This is a genomic window from Caballeronia cordobensis (assembly GCF_001544575.2).
GTDB lineage: Bacteria > Pseudomonadota > Gammaproteobacteria > Burkholderiales > Burkholderiaceae > Caballeronia > Caballeronia cordobensis.
In genome coordinates this window covers 92,040-103,703 of the sequence record NZ_FCNY02000004.1, presented here as the reverse complement: position 1 = coordinate 103,703, position 11,664 = coordinate 92,040, and the positions used below count along the sequence as shown (strand labels likewise).

The 11,664-nt window shown below is 64.1% G+C and carries 11 protein-coding genes and 1 pseudogene; 8 read left to right on the top strand and 4 right to left on the bottom strand.

Annotated features, from left to right (window positions below; all coding sequences use genetic code 11):
- Positions 1-25: 25 nt before the first annotated feature.
- Positions 26-172, bottom strand: a complete 147-nt coding sequence (locus AWB70_RS38700; RefSeq protein ID WP_159680201.1) for a hypothetical protein — start codon at positions 170-172, stop codon at positions 26-28.
- Between the two features lie 349 nt (positions 173-521).
- On the opposite strand from AWB70_RS38700, the gene AWB70_RS09175 reads away from it, so the two are divergent.
- On the top strand, positions 522-911 hold the full coding sequence (locus AWB70_RS09175) for a hypothetical protein (protein WP_053571981.1): 390 nt from the start codon (positions 522-524) through the stop codon (positions 909-911).
- A 43-nt stretch (positions 912-954) separates the two neighbouring features.
- Positions 955-2,055 (top strand): AI-2E family transporter, encoded by a 1,101-nt coding sequence (locus tag AWB70_RS09170; protein WP_014251889.1) that lies wholly within the window; start codon positions 955-957, stop codon positions 2,053-2,055.
- A gap of 41 nt (positions 2,056-2,096) precedes the next feature.
- Here AWB70_RS09170 and AWB70_RS09165 read toward each other — a convergent pair whose 3' ends face one another.
- Complete coding sequence (locus tag AWB70_RS09165; RefSeq protein WP_053571982.1) at positions 2,097-3,839, bottom strand: SulP family inorganic anion transporter; 1,743 nt, start codon at positions 3,837-3,839, stop codon at positions 2,097-2,099.
- Between the two features lie 225 nt (positions 3,840-4,064).
- On the opposite strand from AWB70_RS09165, the gene AWB70_RS09160 reads away from it, so the two are divergent.
- Positions 4,065-4,748, top strand: coding sequence for a CBS domain-containing protein (locus AWB70_RS09160; protein ID WP_053572151.1), 684 nt, complete (start codon positions 4,065-4,067; stop codon positions 4,746-4,748).
- A 27-nt stretch (positions 4,749-4,775) separates the two neighbouring features.
- On the opposite strand, the gene AWB70_RS09155 is transcribed toward AWB70_RS09160, so the two are convergent.
- Entirely contained in the window at positions 4,776-5,267 is a 492-nt protein-coding gene (locus AWB70_RS09155; RefSeq protein WP_053571983.1) for a GNAT family N-acetyltransferase, read from the bottom strand.
- A gap of 94 nt (positions 5,268-5,361) precedes the next feature.
- On the opposite strand from AWB70_RS09155, the pseudogene AWB70_RS09150 reads away from it, so the two are divergent.
- A pseudogene (locus tag AWB70_RS09150) lies at positions 5,362-6,279 on the top strand (LysR family transcriptional regulator); the annotation flags it as partial.
- On the opposite strand, the gene AWB70_RS09145 reads toward AWB70_RS09150, so the two are convergent.
- Positions 6,194-7,627, bottom strand: coding sequence for an LLM class flavin-dependent oxidoreductase (locus tag AWB70_RS09145; protein WP_053571984.1), 1,434 nt, complete (start codon positions 7,625-7,627; stop codon positions 6,194-6,196). The pseudogene AWB70_RS09150 and the gene AWB70_RS09145 sit on opposite strands and share 86 nt — an antisense overlap.
- A 349-nt stretch (positions 7,628-7,976) precedes the next feature.
- Between AWB70_RS09145 and AWB70_RS09140 the strand changes: the two genes are divergently transcribed.
- From AWB70_RS09140 to AWB70_RS09125, 4 genes are read left to right on the top strand one after another with little or no spacing between them, the layout of a single operon-like run.
- Positions 7,977-8,924 carry a TauD/TfdA dioxygenase family protein gene (locus AWB70_RS09140; protein WP_053571985.1) on the top strand — a complete coding sequence of 316 codons (948 nt, stop codon included), beginning with the start codon at positions 7,977-7,979 and terminating at the stop codon, positions 8,922-8,924.
- A 14-nt stretch (positions 8,925-8,938) separates the two neighbouring features.
- Positions 8,939-9,952, top strand: coding sequence for an ABC transporter substrate-binding protein (locus AWB70_RS09135; protein ID WP_235024184.1), 1,014 nt, complete (start codon positions 8,939-8,941; stop codon positions 9,950-9,952).
- 19 nt (positions 9,953-9,971) lie between these two features.
- The gene (locus tag AWB70_RS09130) at positions 9,972-10,772 is read left to right on the top strand and encodes an ABC transporter ATP-binding protein (protein WP_053571986.1); all 801 of its coding nucleotides are present in this window, start codon (positions 9,972-9,974) and stop codon (positions 10,770-10,772) included.
- Between the two features lie 21 nt (positions 10,773-10,793).
- Positions 10,794-11,585, top strand: a complete 792-nt coding sequence (locus tag AWB70_RS09125; RefSeq protein ID WP_053571987.1) for an ABC transporter permease — start codon at positions 10,794-10,796, stop codon at positions 11,583-11,585.
- Positions 11,586-11,664: the final 79 nt, after the last annotated feature.

Sequence of the window (11,664 nt, the reverse complement as noted above, 5' to 3'; positions counted from 1 at the left end):
TCAGCGCAGGCTATCGTTTCGACAATCACGGGTCCGTCGTGGGATCGACTGCGGGCGCGTTCGCTGCCGGCGCGGCGGGCGCGGTCGCCGCTGGCGGGTTCGGCGGTATGGCAGCCTTGAAAAGATATCCGGACGATGTGAGGAAGATCGCGAGCAACAGGACGAATTCCATGGCGTTCACCTTGCCGTGCAAGTGCCGGCGAGGCTGCCGGCACGCGTTCCTTTCGAGCTGAATCGAAAGCGGCGTCGGACGAGCATCGCGGTCGCGACTTCATCCGATTACTCCCTACGATATGTAACGGATGCTTCGCATACAAGGGGATTCACCCTGACGGCGCGGCACTCGAACGGCTGAATGGACAAGCTACTGAGTTCGGGCACGCCGATATCCGACTTTCCTGAAACGGAGCTATTGCGCGGATCGCATTCTAGAGGTATCGATGATCCGATGGCGTGCGTGTCCCAGGCTTCCACCTCCAACGGCAGTTATCGGCCGCTTTTGAATGGCTTGAGGGATTGTCATGTTCAATCACGCTCCACTGACCGTGCTGGCCCTGGCCGTTCTCGTCGCGGGTTGCAACACGCCGCCCATTCCGCCGGGCAAGGCAGTCGACATCCCCACGGCGCTGCAGAATGTCCTCGACGGTCTCTGCGACTTCAAGCAGGCTCAGGCAGGCAAGCCGGATCATGGCGTCAGGATCGACTCCGTCACGGTGGAACTGAATCTCACGGTCGATGGCGCGCAGACTCCGCCTGTCGCCGTGGCGCCGGATATCAAGTTCATTCCGACCGTCAGTTACGGTCACATCATCACGGCGAACACCGGAAGCAGGCTGCTCGTTTCGCTGAAGAACGTCGATGGCCCCAACGGGTCCGGCATGAAGTGCGGTTCTCCGGGGCCTGCAAAATAGCGCGCTGACCGAATCTTCGAGAAAGGTTGCGAGGAGGCATGAGATGCTATCGCCGACTTCCGAACGCACGCTCTCCAGAGAGCTGCTCGACGTTCTGATCCGCGCCGGGCTCGTCGCCGTGCTGGCCGTTTTCTGTTTCCGCGTCTTCGTGCCGTTTCTCGACCTGATGGTCTGGGCGCTGATTCTTGCGGTCACGCTGTATCCGCTGCAGGTTCGGTTGCGTGGTCCGTTCGGCGGCAGGGATGGACTGATCGCCACGCTCATCATCCTGGTTGCGTTCGTCGTGATTCTCGTTCCGACGTATCTGCTCGGCGTTGCGGTGGCCGAATCGATCGAGCGCGGCATGGCCGTTTTCAAAAGCGGAAGCTTTCGCATTCCGCCGCCCGCGGAATCGGTGGCCGCATGGCCGCTCGTGGGGCAGCGCGTGTACGACTTCTGGGCGCAGGCATCCTCCGATATGACGGGCCTCGCCCAGCGGTTCGCGCCGCAACTCAAGCACGCCGGGCTGGCGGTGCTCGGCACCGTCACCGGTCTGGGCGCCGGGATGCTCGTGTTCTTCCTCGCGCTGATCGTCGCGGGGATTTTCATGGCGCACGGCGAGAAGGGCTATCAGAGCGCGGTGCAGATCGCCGCGCGCATCTCCGGGCCCGAGAACGGCCAGCAGATCGCCGACCTGTGCACGGCGACGATCCGTGCCGTCGCGCAGGGCGTGGTCGGCATCGCGTTCATTCAGATGCTGCTCATCGGCATCGCGTTCGTTGTCATGGGCATTCCCGGCGCGGGGCTGCTCGCGCTCGCGGTGCTGCTCATCGGCATCATGCAGTTGCCGGCCACGCTCATTACGCTTCCGGTCATCATCTTCGTCATTATGACGAACGGCGTCAGCGCGTCGACGATCGCGTTTTCGGTCTACGTATTCATCGCGGGCCTGGCCGATAACGTGCTCAAGCCGCTGTTGCTGGGACGCGGCGTGGCGGTGCCGATGCCCGTCGTGCTGATCGGCGCGCTCGGCGGCATGGTGACGGGCGGCGTGATCGGCCTGTTCATCGGTCCCGTGATGCTGGCGGTGGCTTACAAGCTCTTCTGGCGCTGGGTGAAGGATCAGCCGCAGGCCGCCTTGCCGGCGGAGCAGAAGCAGCCCTGAAGGACCGCGCGCCGACGATGCCATGCCGCGTTCCATGCGGCTCAGGCACCAGGCTCGGGTTCCACGCCGAGCCACGCATCGACCGCGCTGCCCAGCGTGGGGTGAAAGCATTCGTCCGGAAAGATGGATGTCAGTTCGAAGCGCCTGAGCTTGTCGCGCACGGGGTCCTTCATTTCGGCGAAATGCAGTTCGATGCCGCGCTCCTTCAATGCGCGATGCAGGTCGCGCAGCATGTCGGCGGACGTGACATCGACGCTCGTCACCGGCTCGGCCGCCACGACGACGCGTTTCACGGGCGTGGGCGCCTGCGCCGCGGCCTCGATCACGCGCCGCTGAAATAGCTCGGCATTCGCGAAGAAGAGCGGCGCATCCCAGCGAAACAGCAGCAGCCCGGGAATCTGCGCGGCGTGCGGATAGCGCTTCAGGTCGTGATAACCGCGCAGGCCTTCGACGCGGCCGAGCACGGCGTAATGCGGACGCCATCCGTCCCACAGGAATTCGATGACCGCGATCACCACCGCGATGAAGATGCCCGGAATCGCGCCGAACACCGCCACGCCGACGAAGCAGCAGATCGACAGCCAGAATTCCCATTGTTGGATGCGATAGATGCGCTTCAGGTCCCGGAATTCGAAGAGGCCGATGGCGGCGGCGATCACGACAGCGGCGAGCGCGCTCGTCGGCAGATAACGCAGCAGGTTCGGCCCGGCCAGCAGCACGGCCGCGACCGCCAGCGCGCCGACGATGCCCGTCACCTGCGTCTTCGCGCCCGCGGCTTCGGCGACGGGCGTGCGCGACGAACTGCTGCTGATCGGAAATCCCTGGAAGAAGCCGGTCGCGAGATTGGCGACGCCGAGCCCGATCATTTCCTGATTCGGATCGACGCGCCGGCTGGCGCGCGCCGCGAACGTGCGCGACAGCACGCTCGTGTCCGCGAAGGAGATGAGCGCGACCGCGCAGCCGCCGAGCACGATGCGCACGAAGTCGGCGTCGCTCAGCCAGGGCAGGGAGAACGCGGGCAGCCCTTGCGGAATCGGCCCGAGCACTTTCACGCCGAAGCGGTCGAGGTCGAGCGCCGTCACGCACAGCGTCGCGAGCACGACGGCGATGAGGATGCCCGGCACCTTGTCGAAGCGCTTGAGCAGAAGAATCAGCGCGAGACTGCCCGCGCCGATGGCGAAGCTCATCCAGTTGGCCTGGCCCGCCGCGACCGCCTTCGTGAGATCGAGCATGTCGCGCAACGGGCCGTGATCCTCGATGGGAACCGCAAACAGCTTCGGCAACTGGCTGATCAGCACCGTCAGCGCAATGCCGTTCATGTAGCCGTAGCGGATCGGCTTGGACAGCAACTCCGTGACGAAGCCGAGCTTCAGCAGGCCGAACACGATGCAGACGAGGCCCGAGACGATCGCCATCAGGCTGGCCACGGCGATCGCACGCGACGGATCGCCCGACGCGCTCAGCACGACGACCGCGAGCACGGGCGCCGCGAGCGCCGAATCCGGACCGAGCACGAGAATGCGGCTGGGGCCGAAGATCGCGTAGGCGAGCAGCGGGACGATCGTCGCGTACAGGCCGCAGACGCCCGGCACGCCCGAGGCCTCGGCATACGCGACGCCGACCGGCACGAGCATCGTCGTGAGCACGAGGCCGGCGACGATATCGTTCTTGAGCCACGCCGCGCGATATTCCCGGAACATGGCGAGGACCGGCACATGCCGTGACCAGCCTTGCGCGATGCCGTTGCCGCGTTCGCGCGCGTGCGCGGTTCGATCGGATGACATGGTTCGGTACGCGTGAAGCATCCAGTGAAGGAACTGCCCGACTGTCGGGATCTTTTAGCGAATTGCGCGCCTGCGCGCCAGCTTCTTGAATTCACTAAAGTGATCGCATACTGTGATCAGAGCAACCGTCGATTTTCTTGCGTCGCCGTTCAAGGCCCAGTGTGCACTGAAAGCCGTGCGCGTGGCAATGTCCGGCGGCGGCCCGCCACTTATCAGGAGATGACCGTGCGAGCTTGCGACATCATGACGACCTCCATCATCACCGCCAGCCCGGACATGACCGTCAGGCACGCCGCGGGCACGATGGTGTTTGCGGGCATCAGCGGAATGCCCGTGGTCGACGAAAGCGGAAAGCTGCTCGGCATGATCACGGAAGGCGATCTCATGCATCGGGCGGAGATCGGAACGGGCGTCAAGCATCGCGCCTGGTGGCTCGACATGGTCGCATCGACGAGCGAACTCGCGAGCCAGTACGTGAAGGAGCACGCGAAGACCGTCAAGGACCTGATGACCACCGACATCACGACGGTGACGGAGACCTGTCCGGTCGGCGACATTGCGGAGTTGCTCGAGCGCCGGCGCATCAAGCGCGTTCCCGTGATGCGCGACGGAAAAGTGGTCGGCATCGTCAGCCGCTCGAACCTGATCCGCGCGCTCGTGACGATGGCGCCCGAGGTGCCCGCCACGGCGGAAAGCGGCGACAACGCGATTCGCGAGGACGTGCTCGCCGCGATGGAAGGGCATCCCTGGGCGATGGCGCGCGAGAACGTGATCGTCGAAAACGGGGTCGTGCATCTGTGGGGGCCCGTTGTCGGCGCGGAAGAGGGCAATGCGATTCGCGTCGCGGCGGAGAACACGCCGGGCGTCAAGGAGGTCGTCGCGCACTTCGGGCGGCCGCCGGCCGCCTGATCGCGCTCGCGAGACTGCCGCGTGCGCTCAAAGCGCCATGTCCATCTCATGCCACGCCATGCCGCCGTGATCCGAGCTCGACGGCCTCGCGTAGCGAAAGCCGAATCGTTCGTAGAGCGCGACGTGCCGTTCCTTGCACATGAGATGGATCGTCTTCTTGCCCATCGAAGCCATTCGCGAGACGAAGGTTCTCATCATCAGTGAGGCATAGCCGCGCCCTTGATACGCCGGGTCGATCACCACCGACATGATCACGACGTTCGGCGCGGCGGGATCGTGGCCGACGAGTTCCTTGAACGCCTCGTCGGACATGACGACTTCATGCGCGCAACCGCCATTGATGAAGCCGATTGTCCGGCCATCCAGTTCCATGACGAGAAATCCCTGCGGATACTGTTTTATTCGCGTGGCGATTTTCTCGCGGGTCGCGGCTTCATCGCCTTCGTAGGCGGATATTTCGATCTCGAAGCAGCGGTCGGCGTCTGAAGGGACGGCCTGACGGAAAGTGGGCGTGCTCATTGGCGTACTGGCTCGAAAAAAACAAAAGAGCCCCGATGATAAGACCGATGCTAATCTGCATGTACTGCAATATTTTCATCGAGTGCTGCACGCCATGCATGATGTTCTCAGGCGGGTCGATCTGAATCTGCTTCTCGTTTTCGACGCACTCTTCCGGCATCGCAGCGTGGCCGCGGCGGCCGATGAACTCGCGCTGAGTTCATCGGCGTGCAGTCACGCGCTCTCGCGCCTGCGCGATGCGCTCGCGGACGAACTCTTCGTGCGCCACGGCAACGGCATGCAGCCGACCGCGCGCGCCGGGCAATGCGCGCCGGGTATCCAGGACGCGCTACGCATGCTGTCCGGCACGCTGGACGCGGCCGGCTCGTTCGATCCATCGACGAGCGACCAGCTGTTCACCTTCAGCGCCACCGATTTCACGGCGTTCGCATTGCTGCCGTCGCTCATTGCGGCGCTCGAACGCTGCGCGCCGCATGTTCGCGTTCGCGTGGTGTATTCCACGCATCGCGAATCGATCGACGAACTCGCGTCCGGCCGCGTTCAGTTCGCGCTCGGCTTCTCGGATGAAGGTGAGGGCGCGCAAGCAGGCCTGGCGTCGATCGATTGTTTCGCGGACGATTATGTCGTCGCGTTTCGGCACGGGCATCCGCGCATCGGCAAGAAGCTCTCGTTGAAGCAGTATCTTGCCGGACGTCATGTCGTGGTGACGCCGTGGAACACGGAAGGAAGCATCGTCGATGCGGCATTGCAAAAGCTCGGGCTCGAGCGCGATGTGGCCGTGCAGTTGCCGAGCGTGATGGCCGCACCGTTCATCGTCGCGAACTCGGACCATCTGATCACCTTGCCGCGCCGCGCGGTGCAACAGCTCGCCGCCGCTGTTCCGCTCGCGTTCCGTTCCGCGCCGTTCGAGCTTCCGCGTTACGTGCTCAAAGCGTATTTTCATCGACGGCACGCGGCCTCGCCCGCGCATCGCTGGATGTGTCAACAGATCGTTCTGGCGTTGCGTGCGAATCGCGGCGGGCGAGACTCGCCGACGTCGCGTGCGCGGGACGCCTGAGGCCGAGATGCTCGCGCAACGTGCGGCCGGTGTAGTCCGTGCGAAAGAGGCCGCGCCGCCGCAGTTCGGGCAGCACCAGCGCGATGAATTCTTCGAGACCGCCCGGAAACCATGGCGCCATGATGTTGAATCCGTCCGCGCCGCCTTCCTCGAACCATTGCTGCAACTGATCCGCGATGCTCGCGGGCGTGCCCACCACCTGCTGATGACCGCGCGCCCCGGCAATGCGCTGATAAAGCTGGCGGATCGTGAGCCTGTCGCGCCGCGCAAGCTCGACGAGCAGATGCTGGCGGCTCTTCGGTCCGTTCGTTTCGGGTAACGCGGGAATCGGCCCGTCGACGTCATAGCCCGACAGATCGACGCCGCCGATCACCGTCGACAGCAGCGCCACGCCGACCACGGGATCCACGCGCGATTGCAGCGCCTCGAACTTCTCTTCGGCTTCCGCCTGCGTGCGCCCCACCACGGGGAAGATGCCCGGCATGATCTTCACGTCGTCGGGGTCGCGCCCGTACTCGGGCAGGCGGCCCTTGATGTCGGCGTAGAACGCCTGCGCTTCGCCGAAGGTCTGATGCGCGACGAAGATGACCTCGGCGGTGCGGGCGGCGAGCGCGCGGCCATCGTCGGATGCACCCGCCTGCACGACCACCGGCCGCCCCTGCGGCGAGCGGTTCACGTTGAGCGGGCCGCGCACCTGAAAGTGCTTGCCGCGATGTTCCAGCACGTGCAGCTTGTCCGCATCGAAATAGATGCCGCTTGCCTTGTCGCGCACGAAGCTGTCGTCTTCCCACGAATCCCACAGGCCCAGCACGACGTCGTGAAACTCGGCGGCGCGCTCGTAGCGTTCGGCGTGATCGGGCAGCGCATCGCGGTTGAAGTTCTGAGCTTCCGCCGACGTGCTCGACGTCACCAGATTCCAGCCTGCGCGCCCGCCGGAAATCTGGTCGAGCGTGGCGAAGCGGCGCGCCACGTTGTACGGCTCGTGAAACGAAGTGGACACCGTTGCGATCAGGCCGATGCGTTCGGTCACGGCCGCGAGCGCCGCGAGCAGCGTCACGGGATCGAAGAAGTCGCTACGGGCCGTGCGCGCAAGCGATGGCCGATGCGTCGAGCCCACGCCCGACGTATCCGCGAGAAAGATCGCATCGAATTTGGCGGCTTCCGCGAGTTTCGCGAGTTCCACGTAATGGCGGAAGTTGCTGCCGGCATCGGCTTGCGCATCGGGATGCCGCCAGCCGGCGATATGGTGCCCCGTCTGCATGAGGAATGCGCCGAGCGCGAACTGTCGGGTGCGTCGAGTCATGGATGGCTCACTGAACTAGGCGTTGCGCGTTGGGTGTGATGTGGCGGTGCTTGGGACGTGCTGGCAGCACGATACGTCCGCCAGTTCATCGCGCAAACGAAGGGATCATGCGAACGTTATCAGCGCGGCTGCGTCGAGCTTATGACGCATGCGGCGCGCGCCGGAAGCGCAACCTCAAAACATAGGACATGCACGGTCGATGCGTAAATAACGCATTGCGCGAAGCATTCGAGCGCACGGTCGAAGAAGGTCATCGACGATGCGCTCATACGCTTGCTCGTATTGCTTCGTTGCGAAGTACCGCTGCCCGATGGTCTGATGGACCCACTCAACGACCACGGAGAAACTCATGAGCACGGTGCTGGAAAATCGGGAAGCGCAGGCGAATAAGCAAGCCGAAGGCCATCAGGATCTGCGCGTGCGGCGCTACAAGCCGCTCGTCGGCGCGGTCATCGAGAACGTCGATCTCGCCGCGCCGCTCAGCGAGGACAATCGTCGAACGCTGCGTCAGGCGCTCGTCGATCATGGCGTGATCTTTTTTCGTGAACAGACGCTCACGTCCGAACAGCACGTGGCGCTCGCGCGCATCTTCGGCAACCCGATCCGCAAGAACGTTTATCTGCCAGCCGTCGCGGGTTTTCCTGAGATCGAGGTCATCGCTCACGGCGGCGATACGACCCGCTCGGGCGGCACGGACAACTGGCATGTCGATGTTTCGTGGCAGCATCAGCCGCCCAAGGCCACCGTCCTCCATGCGCAGGACATTCCCGAAGGCGGCGGCGGGGACACGATCTGGGCCTCGTCGGCGGCGGTCTACGACCTGCTGGATGCCGATCTGGCCCGCTACTTCGACAAGCTGACGGCGGTGAACACGTTCATCGCGTCGCCGAAAAAAGGCGCGCTCGCCGATCTCTTGAGCGGCTACGAGATTCCCGAAGGCACGGAGGAAACCAGCGTCGAAGCCGGACTCGCGCGCTTTCACGATGCCGCGCGGAAGTATCCGCCGATCGAAGTGCCCGTCATCAAGACGCATCCCGAGAACGGGCGCAAGCTCGTGTTCGTGAACGAAGGCCATACGAGCCATATTCTCGGCGTGTCGAAGACGCAGAGTCAGAGCCTGCTCAACTATCTCTACGATCTCATCAAGACGCCGGAAGTGCAGGCGCGCTTCGAATGGAAGCAGGGCGATGTCGCGATCTGGGACAACCGGCAAGTGCAGCACTATGCGGCGCGCGATTACGGCGCGGCGAAGCGGCGGATTCATCGCATCACGCTCGAACACGACGGCGTGTTCTGAACGGAGGCGAACGCGTGACTGTCATCAAGCGAATCATTCATGCGGCGCTGCCCGCCGCCGCGTTCGCCGCGAGCGCGACGGCGGCTCTGGCGCAAACGCCCGAGAAGCTCGAATTACGCTATCAGGGCTGGGCGAGCAAGGTGCTGTATCCCGAGCTCGCCGAAGACCTGGGCTATCTCGGGCCCGTCAAACTCAAGTGGGTCGGCAATACGACGAGCGGCCCGCAGGACATTCAGGCGGCCGTGACCGGCGACGTCGATTTCGGCGGCGCGTTCAACGGATCCATCGTCAAGCTCGTCGCGGCGCATGCGCCCGTGAAGGCGGTGATCTCGTATGTCGGCACGGACAAGGAGACCAACGGCGGGCTGTTCGTCGTGCAGGACAGCGCGATAGAAGGGCCGCGCGATCTTATCGGCAAGAAGATCGGCGTCAATACGCCGGGTGCGTATCAGCAGTATCTCGTGACCGCGTACCTGCAGAAGTCGGGGCTCTCGCAGGCCGACATCGAGAAGGTGACGTTCGTGCCCGCGCCGCCGGTGAATCTCGCGCAACTGCTCAAGCAAAAGCAGCTCGATGCGGTGTTCCTCGAAGACATCATCAAGGACAAGCTGCTCGCGGATGGCGGCGCGCGCCTGCTCACGACCGATTACGCGCAGTTCGGCTCGTATGGCTACGCGAGCTATCTGTTCACGAACCGCTTCATCGCGCAGAACCCGAACACGGTGCGCAAGTTCGTCGAGGGCACGGCGCGCGCGATCGAGTGGACGCGCACGACGCCGCGCGCGGAAGTGGTCGCGCGGCTGAAGAAGATCGTCGAGGCGCGGCACCGCAATGAAGATACGTCGATCGTCAACTACTGGAAATCGCCGGGTGTGGGCGGCAAGGGCGGCGTGATCGCGGCCGAGGACTTCACCACCTATATCGACTGGTATGTGAAGAACGGCGTGCTCAAGCCCGGACAGATCAGGCCGGACACGATCTATTCGAACCAGTTCAATCCGTTCAACCAGGCCGTGGCCAGCCATTGACGCTTCGGGAGGCGCAGCAATGAGTGCATCGATCGACGTGCGCAACGTCGCGAAGGGCTATCGTGTGAACCCGCGCGACCGCTTCACGGTCCTTGACGACGTGTCCTTTCACGTCGCGGCCGGCGAGTTCGTTTCGCTCGTCGGCCCGAGCGGATGCGGCAAGACCACGCTGCTCGATCTGATCGGCGGACTCACGCAGACCGACCGCGGCGAGATTCTGATCGATGGCCGCAAGGTCGAAGGGCCGGGGCTGGATCGCGGCATCGTGTTCCAGCAGTACGCGCTGTTTCCGTGGAAGACGGCGCTCGGCAATGTCGCGTTCGGGCTGGAGGCGAAGGGCATCGAGAGGAACGAGCGCTACGCGAGGGCGCGGCGCTTTCTGGAACTCGTGGGCTTGAGCGAGTTCGCGGACCGCTATCCGCATCAGTTGTCGGGCGGCATGAAGCAGCGCGTCGCCATTGCGCGTTCGCTCGCCTACGAGCCCGATGTCCTCCTGATGGACGAGCCGTTCGCCGCGCTCGATGCGCAGACGCGCGAGTCCTTGCAGGACGAATTGCTGCGCATCTGGAAGCGCACCGGCACGACCGTCGTCTTCATCACGCATTCGATCGACGAGGCCATCTATCTCGGTCAGCGCGTGCTGGTGATGGCGGCATCGCCCGGACGCATCACGCATGTGCTGCCGGTGAACGTGCCGAAGGACGACAACGGCGAAGACGTGCGCGCGACACCCGAGTTCGTGCGCTTGCGTCACGAGATCTGGCAACTGATCCGTTCGCGTCGCGGCGCGCAACATTTGCAGGTCGCGCACGCGGCCTGATCCACTTTCGAAGGAGCTTGGATGAGTACGGTCATCGCAACGCCCGCGCGCGTCGCGTGGGGTGTGCCGCGCGCGGTCCGGTCGAGCATCGCCATCGTGGCGTTCGTGGCGCTGTGGGAAGCGCTGCCGCGTCTCGGTTGGGTCGATGCGACCTTTCTGCCGCCATTTTCCGTGGTGCTTCGCGCGCTGTACGACATGACATTGTCGGGCGAGCTGGGGATACATCTGCTTGCCAGCACGCTGCGCGCGTTGAGCGGCTTTGCGATCGCGGTTGCGCTCGGCGTGCCGCTGGGCTTGTTCATCGGCTGGTATCGGACGCTTGCCGAAGTGCTCGATCCGCTGCTCGAACTCTTTCGCAATACCGCGCCGCTCGCGTTGCTGCCGGTGTTCGTGCTCGTGCTCGGCATGGGCGAAACATCGAAAGTGTCGATGGTCGTCTATTCGTGCATCTGGCCCGTCGTGCTCAATACCGTGAGCGGCGTGCGCAACGTCGATCCGCTCCTGATCCGCTCCGCGCGCTCGATGGGTCTCAGGCCGCTGCAACTCTTCGTGAAGGTCGTGTTGCCGGCGTCGGTGCCGTCGGTGTTCACGGGCATCCGCATCGCGGGCGCTTATTCGATTCTCGTGCTCATCGCGGCGGAAATGGTCGGCGCGAAGGCGGGGCTCGGCTATCTCGTCAACTATTCGCAATTCACCTTCGAGATTCCGAAGATGTATGCGGGCATCATCACGCTCGCTTTGCTCGGACTTGCGTTCAACCAGGCGGTGCTCGTCGCCGAAAAGCGGCTCGCCGCATGGAAAGAGCAGACGTGACGCGGCGGCGTCATGCGCCCCGCAGATTTCGATATCAGATGCAATTGGTTTGCATCGGCATGGCTCATGGCTACGCTGA